15 protein-coding genes and 1 pseudogene are annotated in these 17,819 nt (G+C 58.6%); 10 read left to right on the plus strand and 6 right to left on the minus strand.

Features of this window, described 5'->3' with window-relative positions; all coding sequences use genetic code 11:
* Positions 1-39: 39 nt before the first annotated feature.
* From EV281_RS23845 to EV281_RS23855, 3 genes are all read right to left on the minus strand, one after another.
* Entirely contained in the window at positions 40-1,278 is a 1,239-nt protein-coding gene (locus EV281_RS23845; RefSeq protein WP_132656724.1) for a sugar ABC transporter substrate-binding protein, read from the minus strand.
* A gap of 40 nt (positions 1,279-1,318) precedes the next feature.
* Entirely contained in the window at positions 1,319-2,353 is a 1,035-nt protein-coding gene (locus EV281_RS23850; RefSeq protein WP_132656725.1) for a LacI family DNA-binding transcriptional regulator, read from the minus strand.
* 173 nt (positions 2,354-2,526) lie between these two features.
* Positions 2,527-2,880 carry a hypothetical protein gene (locus tag EV281_RS23855; protein ID WP_132656726.1) on the minus strand — a complete coding sequence of 118 codons (354 nt, stop codon included), beginning with the start codon at positions 2,878-2,880 and terminating at the stop codon, positions 2,527-2,529.
* A 395-nt stretch (positions 2,881-3,275) separates the two neighbouring features.
* Here EV281_RS23855 and EV281_RS23860 point away from each other — a divergent pair, with 395 nt between their 5' ends.
* Positions 3,276-4,379, plus strand: coding sequence for an NADH:flavin oxidoreductase/NADH oxidase (locus tag EV281_RS23860; protein WP_132656727.1), 1,104 nt, complete (start codon positions 3,276-3,278; stop codon positions 4,377-4,379).
* On the opposite strand, the gene EV281_RS23865 is transcribed toward EV281_RS23860, so the two are convergent.
* Entirely contained in the window at positions 4,357-5,355 is a 999-nt protein-coding gene (locus EV281_RS23865) for an aminoglycoside phosphotransferase family protein (protein WP_132656728.1), read from the minus strand. The two genes, EV281_RS23860 and EV281_RS23865, sit on opposite strands and share 23 nt — an antisense overlap.
* A gap of 295 nt (positions 5,356-5,650) precedes the next feature.
* On the opposite strand from EV281_RS23865, the gene msrA reads away from it, so the two are divergent.
* The 6 genes and pseudogenes from msrA to EV281_RS32075 all read left to right on the plus strand — a co-directional run.
* Positions 5,651-6,160: a peptide-methionine (S)-S-oxide reductase MsrA gene (gene msrA / locus EV281_RS23870; protein ID WP_132656729.1), complete on the plus strand. Its 510-nt coding sequence runs from the start codon at positions 5,651-5,653 to the stop codon at positions 6,158-6,160.
* A 227-nt stretch (positions 6,161-6,387) separates the two neighbouring features.
* Complete coding sequence (locus EV281_RS23875) at positions 6,388-9,459, plus strand: AAA family ATPase (protein ID WP_132656730.1); 3,072 nt, start codon at positions 6,388-6,390, stop codon at positions 9,457-9,459.
* Between the two features lie 64 nt (positions 9,460-9,523).
* Positions 9,524-10,660: a YcaO-like family protein gene (locus EV281_RS23880; protein WP_245508347.1), complete on the plus strand. Its 1,137-nt coding sequence runs from the start codon at positions 9,524-9,526 to the stop codon at positions 10,658-10,660.
* 9 nt (positions 10,661-10,669) lie between these two features.
* The gene (locus EV281_RS23885; RefSeq protein WP_132656731.1) at positions 10,670-11,413 is read left to right on the plus strand and encodes a TfuA-like protein; all 744 of its coding nucleotides are present in this window, start codon (positions 10,670-10,672) and stop codon (positions 11,411-11,413) included.
* Between the two features lie 45 nt (positions 11,414-11,458).
* Entirely contained in the window at positions 11,459-12,643 is a 1,185-nt protein-coding gene (locus tag EV281_RS23890; RefSeq protein WP_132656854.1) for a hypothetical protein, read from the plus strand.
* 202 nt (positions 12,644-12,845) lie between these two features.
* Positions 12,846-13,157: pseudogene (locus tag EV281_RS32075) on the plus strand (hypothetical protein); the annotation flags it as partial.
* A gap of 34 nt (positions 13,158-13,191) precedes the next feature.
* Here EV281_RS32075 and EV281_RS23900 read toward each other — a convergent pair.
* On the minus strand, positions 13,192-13,737 hold the full coding sequence (locus EV281_RS23900; protein ID WP_245508349.1) for a hypothetical protein: 546 nt from the start codon (positions 13,735-13,737) through the stop codon (positions 13,192-13,194).
* A gap of 47 nt (positions 13,738-13,784) precedes the next feature.
* A complete protein-coding gene (locus EV281_RS23905) occupies positions 13,785-14,666 on the minus strand; it encodes an MBL fold metallo-hydrolase (protein ID WP_132656732.1) in 882 nt (293 codons plus the stop codon).
* Between the two features lie 334 nt (positions 14,667-15,000).
* Between EV281_RS23905 and EV281_RS23910 the strand changes: the two genes are divergently transcribed.
* From EV281_RS23910 to EV281_RS23920, 3 genes are all read left to right on the plus strand, one after another.
* Positions 15,001-15,606: a flavin reductase family protein gene (locus EV281_RS23910; RefSeq protein ID WP_207896888.1), complete on the plus strand. Its 606-nt coding sequence runs from the start codon at positions 15,001-15,003 to the stop codon at positions 15,604-15,606.
* A gap of 321 nt (positions 15,607-15,927) precedes the next feature.
* Positions 15,928-16,650 (plus strand): FadR/GntR family transcriptional regulator, encoded by a 723-nt coding sequence (locus EV281_RS23915; protein WP_132656734.1) that lies wholly within the window; start codon positions 15,928-15,930, stop codon positions 16,648-16,650.
* Positions 16,647-17,813: a PLP-dependent transferase gene (locus EV281_RS23920; protein WP_132656735.1), complete on the plus strand. Its 1,167-nt coding sequence runs from the start codon at positions 16,647-16,649 to the stop codon at positions 17,811-17,813. Before EV281_RS23915 ends, EV281_RS23920 begins: the two co-directional genes overlap by 4 nt.
* Positions 17,814-17,819 lie beyond the last annotated feature (6 nt).

Here is a 17,819-nt window from a genome sequence, read left to right on the forward strand (position 1 = left end):
GGGGAACTGCCACCGTCCCCCGGCCCACGGCCGGGAGAGTTATTGGCCGCTGTCGATGATGGACTGCATCTCGGACTGTGCGTTCGAGAAAGCGCCATCGATGTCATCGCCGAAGATCGCGGCGTTGGTGAAGGTTGCCCAGGGGCCGTTCGCGCTGTTTATCAGGTCGTTGAACTGCAGCGTGTAGGGTGTCTTGGCGACCGAGATCGCCTTGAGGCCCACCTGCATGCGCGGATCGAGGCCGGCAAGAACCTGGTCGGCAATGTCGCCACGGGTCGGCAGGCTGCCATATTTCGCCATGACCTTCTGGCCATCCATCGAATAGATATACTCGAGGAATTCCTTGACGGCATCGAGCTTCTTCGTGCCCTTGGTAATGACGAAATTGTCGCCGCCGGCAAACGACGACGCCTTGCCATCGACACTCGGGATCAGTGTCACGCCGAAATTGATGTCAGGATATTGCGTGACGAGCGTACCGATGGCGAAAGCGCCGAGGCTCTGCTGGCCGATCTTGCCATTGGTAAAGGTCAGGAAGTTGGTGCCGTTGTCACTGGCAGCACTGGCAGGAACGAGATCCTTCTTGACCATATCGCGATAGTAGCCGACGGCCTTGCGCATCTGTGGCGTATCGAGCGTCGCGGTCTTGCCGTCCTCCGAAAGGATATCGGCGCCTGCACCCCAGACGAGCGGCGTGAAGGTGAAGATCATGCAGCCGCCGCAGCCGCCACCCGAGAAGTAGAATCCGTAGGTGTCGTCACCGAGCTTGCGGATCTTCTCGGCATTCGCCTCGATTTCCTCCCAGGTCGTGGGTGCCTTTTCGGGGTCAAGGCCGGCCTTTTTATAGAGGTCCTTGTTCCAGGCAAAGACAGAGGTCTCAACCGACAGCGGCAGACCGTAGATCTTATCCTGATAGGTGCCCAGTTTGACATGCGACGGCGACAGCGAATTGAAATAGGGCAGGCTCTTTGCCCAGTCGGTCAGGTCTTCGAGCTGACCCGCCGCTGCGAAGGCCGGGGTGTAGATCAGGTCCATCGACAGGGCGTCGGGCGCCTGGCCGCCGGCGATTGCCGTTGCGTATTTCTGCACGAGCTCGCCAAAAGGTACTTCGGTTGCGACAACCTGATTTTCGTGGCTCGCATTGTAGGACTCGACGACCTTCTTGAAGGCATCGCCGATACCCGAACGGACCCACATTTCGATCTTTTCAGCGGCCGATGCCGTCGAGACCAGGCAGAGGGTGGCAAGGCTGGTTGCCACCAATAGACGCTTCATCATGGCTCTCCTCCCAATAAGGCGCGTCTCCTTCGCGCCGTTGCTATATTCTGGGGGTGTCTCCCCCGCATGATTGCCGCACGACGAGACGGCACGGCAGTTTCCTGATGCCAGGCTCCACCGGGCGGCCCTCAGCAAGCGCCAGAACGGTCAACCCCGCCTGCCGCCCAAGTTCCTTCAACTCCATATCCACCGTTGTCAGCGGCGGACGCGTCTGGGCGGCGACAATCTCCCAATTGTCGAAGCCGACCACCGAAACATCCTGCGGCACGCGGATGCCGCGCTCGCGCAGCGCATCGATGACACCGCGCGCAATCTGATCATTGCCGCAGAAGATGCCGTCGGGCTTTTCGCCGCTGCCGCTCCACAATTTCGCGACGGCTTCGTGGCCCCAGCTTTCCGACCAGACCCCGAACAGGACCGGCCGCTCTTCTCCTGCAACCCTGCAATAGGCATCGGCGCGCTCGCGCACCGAGAAGAAACTCTCTGGCCCGGTGACATGCACGATGCGCTTGCGCCCAAGCTTTGCCAGCCACTCGACGGCAAGTTGCGCGCCCTGTGCATCATCGGAGCGAAACGTCACGGTCCCGGGCGCTCCCTCTGTAAAGGCGTAGACGACAGGTACGTTCAAATTGGACAGATCGATCGGCAACCGTCTATCCAGACGCTTTCCTGTCGCAATGATGCCGTCGACCTGTTTGTCGAGCATCGCCTCCACATGAATCTGCCCGAGTGCAGGATCCTCCTCGATCGCGCATAGAAATACCGAAACACCATGATCGACGAGAGCATCCGATATGCCCGCCATGACCGGCAGCGTGAAACGGCCGTAGGTGTCGTTGGTCAGAAGCCCGATTGTGAAACTGCGCTTGCTGAGCAGCCCCCTTGCCAGGGCATTTGGCCTGTAACCGATCTCGGCTGCAATGCGTTTGACCCGCTCACGCGTTTCAAGTCCCATCCGCCCTGTATCGTTGAGGGCCTTCGATGCCGTGGAGATGCTGATACCGGCAGCCGCCGCGACGTCATGAATGGTGATTCTGCCTCTTTTTCCTTCCGCTGTGTCCAGTCGCTCCTCCATCGAACTTGCGATGAGAAAAGCTTTTCCCAAAACACTTGTCAAGTGGGAAAAGGTTTTCTCACTAATAGTTGCGCGACGCCCGTGGGGATAAGATGACGCGGCGGCGTCAACAGTGCGCCGGCTTCTGATAGAGGGCGGTCAGGCGGCAATCGTCAGTATGGAAAAGCAATCACTTACAGGTAACCGATATGGTCGCCGAAAGGCACATCCTCGTCCAAATTGCCGGTGCCTATACGTTCGCTTTCGCCGGAGAGGCGTTCTTCGTCCGGGTTGACGTCATCCGCGTGCGGGTGCGCAGAATGATGATCGAGATGCCGATCTGCTGCCCGATCATCACCTTCGTCGACACGTTTGTGATCGCTAGCAGCGGCGTGATACTCGCCCTTTTTCTCTTTGCCGGCAGTGATCTCCGCCTGCCGTTCGGCAACCCAGGCATTATCGGGCTCGGAGCCGATGGAGGTGCTGTGATTTATATGGGTGGCCGAGGGAGCAGCGGTGGGCGCGGTGGGTGCAATCTTTTCGACCATTGAAGCTCCCTGATTTGTTGCCCCCCGGCCGATTGGTCAGGGCTCGGGCTTTCGGCGTGCCAGCGGATGTGCTGAGCATTGGTATTGTACTGATCACGACCTCTCGTCTCGGCGGATAGCGCGCCAGATCGGACCTGCGACATCACTGGCATAGTATCCAGCCATGACACAGGCAATACCTGCAGAGGAAATGCAGCGGAAGCTAAGCTGATCGGCCCGTGGATGCGATTGCTCGGTGGCAATTAGCCTGCGGTTGACGACTTCTTCTTCCTCTTCTGGAACCGTACCGGAACGCTATCAACAAAAGCTCCTGATATGGATGCTCTGCTAACCGTCGTAAAACTCCGACAGAGTGTTATAAGCCAAGACGACTGAATTCTGCTTCGAGGAATGCCATGCCCCAACCCGTGCTGTTTTCGCCTTTCGCTGTACGCAATATCGAGCTCGTCAACCGCATCGTGATCGCGCCGATGTGCCAGTACTCGGCCGTCGACGGCTGCATGACGGACTGGCATCTGATCCATCTTGGACAGTTGGCGCTTTCCGGTGCTGCGCTTTTGACGATCGAGGCGACTGCCGTCGTGCCGGAGGGGCGCATCACCTTCGCAGACGTCGGGCTTTATGATGATGCCTCTGAAGCGGCTATGGCTCGCACGCTTGAAAGTCTCAGGAAATGGTCCGACATGCCTATTGCCGTGCAATTGGCGCATGCCGGCCGCAAGGCCTCGAGCGAGGTCCCATGGCGAGGCGGCGGTCAGTTTCCACCAAACCATCCGAACGGATGGCAGACTGAGGCACCTTCCGCTGTTGCTTTTAATCCAAATTATGTGCCGCCGACTGCGCTGGACCGCGATGGCATGAAGCGCGTCCGCGATGCCTTTGCCGCTGCCGCACGGCGGGCCGCAAAGATCGGCATCGATGCCGTTCAGATCCACGGTGCTCACGGATATCTGCTGCATGAATTCCTGTCCCCCTTGTCGAACCAGCGAACCGACGAATATGGCGGCTCGCTGAAAAATCGGGCCCGGTTTCCGCTGGAAGTCCTCGATGCAGTCAAGAACGCCTTTCCCTCTGACCGGCCGGTGACGATGCGCGTTTCCGCCACCGACTGGGTCGAGGGCGGGCTGGACATTTCCGAGAGCGTCGAATTTGCTAGAATGTTGGAAGCACACGGTTGCGACGCCATCCATGTATCGAGCGGCGGCCTGCATCCCTCGCAGGCGATCCCGATCAGCCCGAGCTATCAGGTGCCGCTTGCCCGGGCGATCAAAGGCGCCGTCAAAATGCCGGTTGTCGCCGTTGGCTTGATCACTGAGCCAACGCAGGCTGAGGCAATCGTAGCAACCGGCGATGCAGACCTAATCGCGCTTGCCCGGGCCATCCTCTATGATCCGCGCTGGCCGTGGCACGCGGCCGCCGAGCTTGGCGGGCAGGTGAAGGCAGCCAATCAGTATCTTCGATGCCAGCCGTCGCAGTTCAAGACCCTGTTTGCGAAGTGATGCCTGGGTCGGATACTCGCACCATCGTGTGGAGGTCTCGGAGAAGCCCACCGGGACCATTCTCTGTTGCCGGATCAAGCCCGAGCTTCATCAGCCAGCACCACATGCTGAGCCGATGGAAAAGCGTATAGAGCCAAAGCGTCCGTCCTATATCGGGGTGATCGACAGAGCCGTAACCTTCGAGGATGGGCTTGTAGCTGCGTGGGTCTTCATGTGCCGAACAGAAAAGGGCCTTGGCAAGATCGAAGAACCTGTCTGCTGCCCGCGCATTGCCGAAATCGATGAGCCCGCTGAGCTGCAGCCTGCCTGAGTCGTTGCGTAGAGCCAGCACATTACCCTGATGAAAGTCATCATGGCAGAGGACGGCACCGCTGCTTTGCTGTAGAAGGCCGAAGTTCGCTTCTGACAGCAGCTGCAAACGGCGCCCAAGATCGGCATCGCCGCCCAAATCGCGGAAGCGCCGGAAAACGTCTTCGAACGCCGACGTCATATAATCCGCATTCGTCGGCATCGGCCTGTTGATCCCGTAGCCGAGAAGATAGCCATAGGCTGGCATCGACATTGCGTGAATGTTTCTCAGCAGCGCGCCCATCTGACGATAGGCTTGCTCGATATCCGTCTCGGCCATCCAGTCGCGCAACGAGCGGCCGGGCAGGAGGGGCAACAAGGCGTAGCGCAATGGCAAGAGGCTTCGCGACTCGTCGATCTCCAGCCACTTTGGCGCTAGCGGCGTCAGCTTCCTGATCCAACCTGCCACAAGTTTTTCGTTCGCCGGTCCCCATTCGGGGTCGTCAGGATAAATCTTGAGGACCAGCGGTTCGTAGTCAGCGTTGGCAAGGTCGATCCTGTAAATTTCCGTGCTGCCGCCATGAAGACGAGCAAAGCCGCCGGCGACTAAATCCGCATCAAGGTTTTGGACGATCTGCTGAACGGCCTTCGTATCGAGCTCTAGGGTTGTCCTTCTTTCTGGTGCCATGTCTAAAGCCCTTGCGCGATTTTGAGAGACGCCGGAAATTGTGAGGCGAAACGCCGACCGGACGGCGGACAGGGCGAAATTCGGCTCAGAGTGCTTTGACCTGTCTTGCCGGTCAATCTCATTCCGCAGAGATTATGCGGTAGCAGGCGAGTTGCCTGAAGTCGCAATGTGTCTCATCAAAGATCGATGCCGCTGCTGTGCGGGCTGGCGATCATTGAGCCGAGTACCCATATAGGCGTCAGCGAAGCGCACCTGACAACTCCCGTCCATCTCGCGCATTGGAAAGGACATCTCTATGACAACAGAACGTGCAGTACTTGCTGGCGGCTGCTTCTGGGGAATGCAGGACCTAATTCGACGTTTTCCCGGCGTTATTTCAACGCGCGTGGGTTATACCGGAGGCGAAGTCCGTAACGCAACGTATCGCAACCATGGCAATCATGCCGAAGCGATAGAGATCATCTTCGATCCGCAAAAGACGAGCTATCGCGACATCCTGGAGTTTTTCTTCCAGATCCACGACCCGACTACCGTCAACCGCCAGGGCAACGACATTGGCACGAGTTACCGGTCGGCGATCTTCTATATGGATGAAAACCAGCGGCTGACAGCCGAAGATACGATCGCCGATGTCAATGCTTCTGGCCTTTGGCCGGGCAAGGTAGTGACCGAAGTCGTTCCCGTCGGCGACTTCTGGGAAGCCGAGCCTGAGCATCAGGATTATCTCGAACGCATTCCGAATGGCTATACATGCCATTTCGTTCGTCCGGGCTGGAAACTGCCGAAGCGGCAGAACGTCGCCTGAGTCCACGCTCTACGCGTTAAATTGACCGGATTTTGCCAGCGGTGGCCTCCTCGGCCGCCGCTTTTCTTTTGAAACTGCTCGGTTTGATTGCGGACTTTCGACATTCCCAGTCCGTCATCTGCAGGACCGCCGGACTCGTGCATTTGTCCGCCGACAATACTGATATCGTGTGGTATCGTCGTGTAGAATAGATGGGATTATCGATACGCTTAAGGCAGGAGCCGCGTATGACTCGCGACACGCCAATCGATAAGCAAGGGCAGTCTATACATATCTCGGCGAGCGACAGCCGCTCCCCAGAAAAACACGGTGAGCGTCGGGTGGTCACCGCGCTTTGCTATGACCTGGTCGGCTCCACGAACCTTTTCAATCTGATGGATATCGAGGACTATCAGGATCTGATGGCCGCCTTCCTTCAGGCGGCGCGTCAATCCGTTATCGCGCATTCCGGCGTCATCCGGCTCGAAGCCGGGGATGGTGGAGTGGCTCTCTTTCCAATCGAGCTCGGACCGCGGGATGCAGCGTCGGCAGCGATCCGAGCCGGTCTTGGAATCGTAGAAGCATGTCAGCGCCTCGGCCGGGATCTCGCTCGCGAAGATCTGCAGGTGCGTGTGGGCGTCGCGACCTCGGTTGCCCTGATCCGAGACGCGCAGGTGCAGAACTGGATACATGAGCCCGTCACAGGTGCCGCACTCGCTCTTGCGACACGGCTGGAGGCCGCTGCCCAGCCAAACACCGTGCTGGTTTCGGACGAGACCCGAAATCTCGCTGGTCGCTCGCACGCCTTCATATCGGAAGGCACACGCCTGTTAAAAGGCTTCTCGGAGCCGGAAAATGTCTGGAGAGCGATCGGCCATAAACGGGAAGTCGACCGCTTCCACGCATTCGGGAGGCTGGACGGTACCTTCGTCGGTCGTGTCAATGAGCTGGAACGGGTCAGGAGGGCCTGCGACGCTGCCGCAGGCGGCAAGGGCGGTGTGCTCGTCATCAGTGGCGAGGCTGGCATTGGCAAATCGCGGATGCTTCGGCAGGTTCGGCGAATGATCCATGCGCAGCAAGCAAAATCGCTGCTCTTTCAATGTCTGCCAGGAGGATCTCGCTCGACGCTTCACCCATTGCTGAACAGTTTTCCGCAGCGCCGTCCGGATGACGCCGGCGGGCGGCTGACAATAGATGCGGTCGCCGCCCAGTTCGCGCGTCAGGGCATCCATGACGCTGAAGTCATCGGCATTTTTTGCCATCTGCTTGGTGCGGAGGGACGCAATGAAGCTCTTTCCGACAGTTCCCTCAGGACGATACAGCAACGTGCACGGCAAGCGCTGTCAAAGGCTTTGAGCACCATTTGCGCGCAAGCGCCGCTGGTCATTGCGGTTGAAGACATTCACTGGATCGATCCGACCTCGGAGCATCTTCTTCGCGAGGCGGCACGGCTTGTGCCGACGCTTCCCGCCCTTCTGATTGTTACATGCCGACCGGGCTCTTATGCCGGCATGTTCGATGAGGTTGAGGCGGAGCATATTTCGCTCGGCCCGCTCAATCACGATGAAACGCTGCAGGCGATTGCCGCGCGCTGGCCGAAGGACCGCCAGGACGTGCTGCCGCAACTGCTCGAAGTAACTGAGCGCATATCCGGCGGCGTGCCGCTTTTCATCGAAGAGATATGCCAGTGGGCGTCCGAAGCCGCCTCTGAGGATGCGATGCGCGCAGCTCCGAATACGTCGCGCAACCATGTTTCCGTTTTCGAGGGGATATTGGACTCGCGGCTCGAAAAACTGGGTTCGGCCAAAGATGTGGTGCGGGCTGCAGCTGTCGCCGGTGATCGCTTTACCGTTTCGCTGCTTCGCGAATTATTGCCGGATGCGAGCAGGAGATCCCTTCTGCATGCCGCCGAGACTCTCTGCGAGACCGGATTTTTGACCCGCATGCGTGCCCATGGCGGCGTCGCATACGGCTTTCGTCATGCTCTTATACAGGAAACGATCTATAACGGCCTTCTCAAGACGCAACGACAGCTTTTTCATCGCCGTCTGTTCACGGCAGCAAACAGCAACCGCTCGATCGCCAACTGGCTGGATGCGGGTGCGCTTGCCCAGCATGCTGAGTCTGCAGGCCTTCGCGAACATGCGATCTCGCTGTTCGTAACGGCAGGAAAGGAGCATGCCAGCCGTTCCGCCATGGTGGAGGCGCGCCACCATTTCGAACGCGCCCTGGCGCTGTGCGAGGCCATGCCCGAAGGTGTTGGCGATGGATTGTACCTCTCTGTTTTGACCGAGCTTGGACCACTCCTGACAGCAACCGTCGGGCCTAACTCGGCGCCGGCGAGAACCCTTTACGAGAAAGGCGTCGAGATCGCCCGCCGCCAGCCGAAAGAAGATCAGCCCAAATGGTTTCCGGTCTATTGGGGCTGGTGGCTGACGGGGCAAAACTTCATGGAGATGCACAGCCGCGCCCGCGAAGTTCAGGTAATGCTGTCAGGAGTTGACGATCGCGAGGTCGAGCTGCAGGTCAATCATTCGATCTGGGCGATAGAGTTCAATGTCGGACGGCAGCAGGAGGCACAAAATGCGGTACGGGTCGGGCTTGCGCTTTACGATGAAGAGGCGGCGAAAGCGAGCCGCAATGCCTTCGGCGGCCATGACGCGAAGGTATGTGGTCTCGGACAGCTGGCCTTGTCCCTTTGGCTGACGGGCCAAACAGAGGCCTCCAGCAAGGCTCTTGCCGACATGGTCGCCTTTGTGGACAGCATCGCGCATATGCCGAGCAAGGCGCACTCGCTGGATACGGAGGCGGTGTCGGCTTTCTATCGCAACGACCATGTTCGCCTGATCGAGATTTCCGGCAGGATGAGCGATTTTGCGAAAAAGCACGAACTGCAATCCCTGTCGGCATTGGCCCTGCTCTTTCAGGGATGGGCAACTGCGCATGTTGAAAACCTGTCTCGCGGCCACGAGATGTTCCGTCAAGGCCTGGCGCTTCTGAGGGAGCTCGGGACAGTCGCGGATCTGCCAATCTATCTCTACATGCATGCGACCATGCTCGGCCGTGCGCATAAGTACCAGGCGGCGATAGAGGTCGTCACCGACGCTATCCGTGAAGCGAGGGCGACAGGCCATGCTTATTGGCTTGCCGAGCTTCACCGCCGCCGCGCGCTGCTACTATCGAGCGGAAAGGCGGAGAAGCCGGCCGTTCTTGCGGATCTGAGGACAGCGATTACCATAGCCGAGGAACAGGGTGCGGTCGCCTTACTGCATCGGGCGCAGAGGTCAGTGAAGGAGCTCGGCCTTGCAGGCGAGTTCTGAAGTCTCCTGCACAGACACGACTGAAATGCTCGCGGCATTTTATGCCGGGATCAGAGACGGGAGCATGTCCGTGCCCTCTCAATCGGACATCGAGGATACCGAGGCTTATTTCCGTTCTCTGCTGCCGCTCTGCCGTAGGGCGAGCATCACACGTATCGGCGATCTGACCGGTCTCGACCGGATCGGGTTTCCGGTCATCCAGGCCATACGACCGGCGGCGTTATCGGAAGTCACCTCGCTCGGCCGCGGGATGTCCAGAATATCTGCCGCAATCGGAGCGATCATGGAATCGCTCGAGCGTTTCTATGCCGAGGCGATCCAACCCTCCCGTGTTTTCCTGTCCACCGCAGAAGAGTTGATAATCGGAGCCAACTGCTTCGATGGTTTCTGCCTCCCCGCAACTCGCCTGAACTGGCGTGACCGCGAGACCGCCTGGATCATGGGTGTCGATATGGCAACAGGCGCTACGGCGCCCGTTCCATTCGAGCTTGTGCACACGATCTACACCGATCCGCCGCCGGCCAGTGACGGCGTGTTCCTGCGCACCACGACGGGCCTTGCCTGCCACCGGTCAGACTTCGGCGCGTTACTGCATGGGCTCCTGGAGTGCATAGAACGCGATGCGATCGCCCGGGCATTCGAAACTCATGGATTCATGGACCGGATGAGGCTGCCGGTGTCAGGATTGGGTGCCGCAGTCCAGGATATTCTGTCACGCCTCACCGGGTTCGGAATATTGGTTGCCTTCTGGTTTGCGCCTTCGCCGGCAGGGATTCCGGTCGTCTGGTGCCAGACGATCGAGTCCGGCGAAGGCGAACCTATGTTGGCCCTTCCGACGGAGGGCTATTGTGCTGGTCTCGATCTGCAGAAGGCGGCGTTCGGCGCGCTGCTGGAAGCACTGGCGGCCCGGGCCGGCGCGATATCCGGCGCACGAGACGATCAAACGCGCAGACATTATGCAAGGCGAAGCGAGACCATGCTGGCCGACGCCCGCAATCTGATCCTTGGCGAAGCTACGACATCGGGCGATTTTGCAGGCGCATTGCCCACCATCACCGATCTCGCCGATCTCGTGGAAAAGATCGTTGACGCCGGACTGGGACCGGTTCTCGCCGTTCCGATCGCTTCGGAGGACGATCCGAATGTGCATTGCGTGCGAACGGTCCTTGCAGGCATGCGTGCTTTTGCGGTCGAGCGGTGAGGGCGAGGGATGGATCAGAGCGAAACCGGTCCAATCCTGGTTTTCCTTGGCCCCACTCTCCGCTTGCCGGATGCCCGGAGCATTCTCGACGCCATCTACCTGCAGCCTGTTTCTCAGGGGGATATCATTCTCGCCGCTCACGCATTTCGCCCGAGAGCGATGGTTTTGATAGACGGTCTTTTCGAGGACAGACCGGCCGTCCGTCACAAGGAAATTCTCTGGGCGCTGTCGCAGGGTATCGTAATGATCGGTTCAGCGAGCATGGGTGCGCTTCGCGCCGCCGAGCTGGATCTATTCGGAATGATCGGCGTGGGTCTCATCTATCGCTGGTACAGGCGGTGGCCGCTCACGGCGGAAGATGCCGTCGCTGTCCAATGTGGTCCTCCGGAGCTCGGCTTCACGGCTTTGACCGAGGCGCTGGTCGATCTGCAGCGCAGTTTTAAGGTACTGTTTCGTCGCGGCCTGATTTCGAAAGCCGAGATGGATGCGGGTATTGCCGCAGCCAGGAGGCTTAATTTTCGTGAACGGTCCATTCGGAATGTCCTCGCTGCTGCACAATGGCCAGCAGACAAAGCGGCTCTGTTGCGCAGCCATCTGATCGCACAGAAGAAGGCTGATGCCAGCTTGGCGCTACGGCTGGCGCCCACCCTGACGAAACTAAAACCGGCAAAATTACCTTATACGTCAACCAATACTTTCCTGCGCGATCTGGAAGCAGGATCTATTGACATCAATTTAATTAGAAACTACTAATAATAGTAATTGCCATATAACTCATCTCATAGAGTAGTTGAGCTAATGGAATTGTATCCTGACATATCACTTAAGAAACCTGCGCCGGCGCTCGGAACGCGATGCTGGATATTTCCTCAGCCGCCTTTTATCCTTGGTTATGAGCAGCCGGACCGGATCTTGCTATCGATATCGCCCAACGAGATCGGTGATGGCCCTAGTGACATATTGATGTATGTCGCCGATCCGCTGTTCGACAAAGAACCCTATGGCTTCAACGATTTGCCGCCTTTTCGCGGCCCTCTGCGGCGGCCTGTCCAGCCAGGCCCGGACCGGCATTTTGACAGCCTGGACCCAAGATCACGTGATTATCTGGGTGTCCATGCCTATGCATGCGTTCATTTTGTTCTGGATGTCTGGCGCAATTATCTCGCGCGACCGCTGCGTTGGTTCTTTTCGGAATTCTATCCGAGGCTGGAAATCGTTCCCTTCGTCCGCTGGAACAACGCGCATGCGGGCTTCGGCTTTCTCGAACTCGGCTGTTCGGAAGCCGGCGGTGAACAATCGCCCTATGCATTGAATTTCGATACGATTGCCCATGAGATCGGCCACCTCGTCACGCTCTCGCAGACGGGGTTTCCACGCAACCCCTCCCGGGATGCGGATTTCTTTCCATTCTCCGAAGCGATCTCGGACAGCATATCCTTGATTTCGTTTTTGCATTTCGATTCCGCCATCGATCGGCTGCTGCGGCGGACGAAAGGAAATCTCCTGCTGTACAACGAGCTCAATCGCTTTGCCGAGACAAGCCCGGAGACCCAAATCCGCCTTGCAACCAACTTCCGACGAATGTCGGAAGTCACAAGCGAGGCTCATGATCGTTCGCTGCCCTTTCTCGGTGCGATCTTTGATACGATCGTCGAACTTTATCATCGGGAACTGGTGGCGAGTGGTTGCGCCGATCATCGTCTTCTCTCCGTCAGTCTTCGCGATCTGACGCAGGACGAGTTTGCCTGGTTTCGGCAAACGACAGCCGAAGCCTTTCGGGACAGACCGCTCTTCTTCAAGCTAGCTCTGATCAAGGCGAGGGACTCAGTCGGAGCGGCAATCGGTGCTGCGCTTCACAGACTTGATCCGGACACGATGCGTCTTGGGGACGCCGCGTTAGCAATCATCTCGGCTGCCGATTTACAGACTGCCGCACAATTAGAGGAAAACTTTGCATGGCGTGAAATCATCCGCTCGAGATGAGCCGGAAGAGGAGGGGGAAATGAGCTGCTGCTCTGACAAACCGTTTATTGGGACAGGCAATCTGCCGTTCAATCCGAGTGAGGTTCGTCTCTATGGACGAAAGGAACATTGTCCACCTGGCGATGCTCCGGATGGCACTGGCGAAACCGATGTGGATGGAATCAGGCTTAAAGTGGGTGACTGCTACATTCTGATCGATGCCGGGAAGGTCGACATAGTGAGCATCGGTGTGATCTACGGCTATGCCTATGAGGGGCACTGCTACAAACTCCCGAAGCCGCGGATCATGTATCTGCCGGTCGAGGCCGAGGAAATACAAGGGGATGATTGCGGTTACTCGAGCGCGCTTGGCTATTCCGTCTGGTCGCTGGACAAGCTCGAACGGGTGATCGCGCTCGACGTCCGCTCCGACGACATCAAGACACTGATCCTTGATGAGAACCTGCCCGGAAACCGTTCACCGCTCGCCTATGCACAAACGCAATCGCTGGCGCCGCAACGGCTCCGCGACTGAGGCGTCACAGGAATCCTACGATAGATCGACCATCTCAGAATGGAGACGACGGAGTATCGACAGCTTCGGCTTCAATCGAAAGTGCCTCGCCGATGGAATAGAAGTGGCCACCGGCGACATGGTGCAGGCTACGCCATTCCGGTCCGACGGTTTCAAAGTGCCAGTGTCCGTTTCTGAATACCTGGCCGTCGGCCCATGCCGTCGTGGCGTCAGCGATGAAAAGATCGTAGACCTCCTGGTTATCGGGCTCGACAATCAGTTCGCAGGCCAGCCAAGCTGAGCAGCCTTTGACGAACGGCAGATCATGTTCAGGCATGTCAAAAATCGACACTCCCGATTTCTGCGGCTTGTCCGGCTCCTCATAGAGGCTACGGTTACCGACTCCCGCGTCAGCGCGAGCTGAGCAACGGTCGGCACCTGTATCACGAAACGCGCGCTCGCCTCGATCAGCAAGCGCGTCTGGGCAATCTTGTCGACGACAACGGTGATCACGACACCGGACATTTGCCCGATCATGAAAGCCATAGACAGAGACGTCATCCGCGTCGAGCACAGCGGCAGGGAAAGAACGGCCCGACATCCGTCGGCGCGTTGCTATCTTTATATCGCGGGGTCTTCCGGCCTGCCTCACTTACTAGCCGCGAGTGTGGCATCCCACTTGAAGTGGTCGCCGTCCGACTGGATATGGCCGACACCGGGGAACGGGAAATGAGGGGCAAAGATGAGCTCTTGTGATTGGGCAAGCTTTTTCAGCGTCCCCATCCGGTTCGTTTCACCCGTGGCCGCATCGTTATCAAAGCCGATCGGCCATTCCGGCTTGGCCAACGACACAATGGAGCTGTGAGCCGTGTCGCCAATATCAATCATCTTCTCGTTCCCGGAGACAATCTGATAGCCGACGTGACCGGGAGTATGTCCCGGCAGGTCCGCCGAAGTGATGCCGGGGACGACTTCGGCACCCGGCTCGAATGTCTTAACGTGGCTGCCGATCGTCTTGACGAGATCGGCAAGCTTGTCGTTCTTTTTGGCAAACTCCCACTCGGCCGATGACATCCGTATGGTTGCGTTCGGGAAGGCGAGCTTACCGTTGCTGACCAGACCGCCGACGTGGTCGGGATGCGAATGGGTGATCAGCACATCGGTGACGTCCTCAGCTTTGTAACCGGCCTGCGAGAGGCTCTGCTGTAGCGCGCCGCCAGTGCCCGTATCGATCAGAACCAGATGCTCCGGCATCTTGATGAGCAGGGCGTCGACGCTCAGCGTCACACTGTCCGTCGGCGCGCCGGCGTCTTTCAGGACCTTGGCGGTCTCTTCCGGACTGTGACCGACGCCGAAGACCTTGCCATCGTTCGGCAACACGAACTGGGCGTCGTGCAAGGCAACGAGATCGAAGGACCCGAATTTGAAGGCCTTCGAATCCGGTTGCTGCTGCGGCATTTGAGCGAAAGCTGTGCTGGACAGCATGATGGCGCTCGCGGCGATGGCAAGGGATGCTCTGCGGATAGACATGATGGCGATCCTTTCGACGGGCTCTGAGGTAAAAGCGGCGATGCCCATTCATATGGCGCTTGGCCCGCAAGATCACCTCAAACTATCGTCAGCATTGACAGCCTGAGGCCGTATCTAGCGCCGGACGCCTCTTTTGGATGTCGATGAACAAAGATCATAGGTCTGGTGTCATGTGGAAGAACCCGGAAACTAGGCCGCAACACTAGACGTTGCCGATGCGGATTACCGACACGCCAGACCCGACAACTCGGATGACCCAAGCTTCGATCGGCATCGAACTATTCTTCGAGTAACTTCGCTATGGTTCCGGAGTCGAAACCTTCAGGAGGACGTCGTGAGATCCATCGAACCGAAGATCCTGTATTTCGGAACGCCAGTCGCCATCGTCAGTACGTTGAACGAGGACGGCAGCACCAATCTATCGCCAATATCCTCTTTCTGGACGCTCGGTTGGACGATGACGCTCGGCGTCCTGAAAGATGCGAAGATGGCAGAGAATCTCGAGCGGCATGGGGAGTGCGTTGTGAACCTGCCGTCGCCCGTCATGTGGGAGGTCGTCGAAAAGCTTGCACCGCTGACAGGCAAGGATCCTGTGCCAGAAGAGAAAACGAAACAATTTCGCACCGAGAAGGACAAGTTCGCCGCGGCAGGACTCACTCGCGTTGGGAGTGAAGTTGTCCGGCCGGTCCGTGTTCGCGAGTGCCCGATACAGATGGAAGCGAAAGTGATATCGATGCACGAGCTCGGCGGCCAGAAGATTGCGGTCTTGGGCGGCGGTCTCGCAGCGGTCGTCGAAGTCCTGAAGGTGCACGCCGATGAAGAGTTCATCGTCGATGGGACCGATCATCTGGCTCCCGACAAATGGTCACCGCTCGTGTACAATTTCCGCCACTACTATAGTCTCGCCGACAAGGAGCTCGGCAAGACCTTCCGGGCGTGATCGTTCTACTGGCTGGATGGTCGTAAGCCGGCCACCCGCGTGCGGCTGCCCCCACTGCTTCGACGGTCGCCCGGTATTCAATAACGCATGTCTCTCCGAAATCAGTTGCTGACAGGAGTTCAGCCTCCTCGCGGTTTTGACGATCAATGTATCCCTCTCGCCCAGCACTTGCTTGAGCTGCACGAGGCCCGTTCACCGGTTCGAAAGGACAGGCCGAACCACATTCATCAAATGCCGGCTTGACGTCCACCACGCTTTGAGAAATGCTAAGATGTCAGACCAATTATGCGTCGACTGCCTTAGAAAAGAACTTGGGGAACCATGAAGGCAAATGGTAGCGACAGGCCGGTGATCCGGCCGCTTCCGGCGATCGATCGCGCGCGTCAGGTGACGGATGCGCTGGCGCATTATGTCGAGGATGCCCGGCTTCAGGCGGGGGACCGGCTGCCGGCGGAGCGTGAGCTGATGGCGGCTCTCGCCGTCGGGCGGTCTACCATTCGTGAGGCGATCCGGCATTTCCAGGCCCTCGGCGTGATCGAGACGCGTAAGGGCAGCGGAACCTACCTGCTGAAACCGGTTTCCCGCGAGACCGTTCATATGCCTTTGTCGCTCGATACGACGCATTTGCGCGACGTGCTGTTGCAGACACTGGAGGTTCGCCGTGGCATCGAATGCGAGGCCGGCATGGTGGCTGCGCGCCGGCGCACAGCTAAGGACCTCATCGTCATCGAGGAAAAACTCGACGAAATGGAGCGGGTGCACATCGCCAAGGGCGCGTCCGGACCGGAGGATCTGGCCTTTCATCTCGCGGTCTACGACGCCACGCACAATCCGCTGTTCCGCCAACTTCTCGAACAGATGCGTGAGACCTTCGAGCGCTTCTGGGATCATCCTTTCGACCGGCAGGATTTTGCCCGCCGCTCCTTTCCCTTTCATCGTACCCTTTTCAACGCCATTGCCGCCCAGGACACCGAGGCAGCGCGGCGCGAGACAATGAAGATCCTCGACGTGGTCGAGGAAGATATCAAGGAAATGTCCCGATGACTGACGGCCTCGAACCGTTCGACCTTGCTTCGCTGATCACCGCTCACGACGAAGGCAACTTCGCCGAAGCGGTCGTTCCGCCGATCTTCCAGACATCGCTTTTCACATTCTCCGATTATGATGACATGATCGCCTCTTATCGCGGCGAAAAAGTACGGCCGATCTATACGCGTGGGCTCAACCCGACCGTGCGCATGTTCGAGGAGATGCTGGCAAAGCTCGAAGGGGCCGAGGATGCGCTGGGTTTTGCGAGCGGCATGGCGGCGATCTCGTCCGCCGTCTTGAGCTTCGTGGAGCCGGGCGACCGCATCGTCGCTGTCAAGCATGTCTATCCGGATGCCTTCCGGCTGTTCGGCACGATCCTCAAGCGCATGAAGGTCGAGGTGACTTATGTCGACGGTCGTGATGAAGAGGCGGTCGCCAAGGCGCTGCCGGGTGCGAAAATCTTCTACATGGAAAGCCCGACGAGCTGGGTGATGGAAGCTCACGATGTCGGCGCGCTGGCAGCCCTTGCCAGGAGACACGGCGTCGTCACCATGATCGACAACAGCTGGGCGAGTCCGTTCTTTCAGCGTCCGGTGACGCTGGGCATCGATCTTGTCATCCATTCCGCCTCCAAATATCTCGGCGGCCATAGCGACGTCGTTGCCGGTGTTGTTGCCGGTTCCAAGGAGATGATTGCCCGCATCAAGGCCGAATCCTATCCCTATCTCGGCGGCAAGCTCTCTCCCTTCGATGCCTGGTTGCTGATCCGTGGCCTGCGTACCCTGCCAATCCGCATGAGGGCGCATGAGGCCGCCGCCATGACGATCGCGCAGCGCCTGCAGGCGCTGGATACGGTCGAGCAGGTCTGCCATCCGGGTCTTGCCAACCGCCTGCCTGCCGGCCTCAACGGCACGTCGGGGCTGTTTTCCTTCATATTCCGCGAAGGTGTAGATGTCAGAGCCTTCGCCGATCACCTCAAGCTTTTCAAACTGGGTGTAAGCTGGGGTGGACATGAAAGCCTGATCGTACCGGGTGAGGTGGTGCTGCAGCAAAAGGCACAACCGAATTCCGCACAAGCCTTCGGCATCAGCCCGCGATCTGTGCGCCTCCATATCGGCCTCGAAGGAACCGAGGCCCTGTGGAGGGATATCGAGGAGGCGATTTCAGCCGCCTCATAACTGAAA

This window comes from Rhizobium sp. BK418 (assembly GCF_004341105.1).
Taxonomy (GTDB): Bacteria; Pseudomonadota; Alphaproteobacteria; order Rhizobiales; family Rhizobiaceae; genus Rhizobium.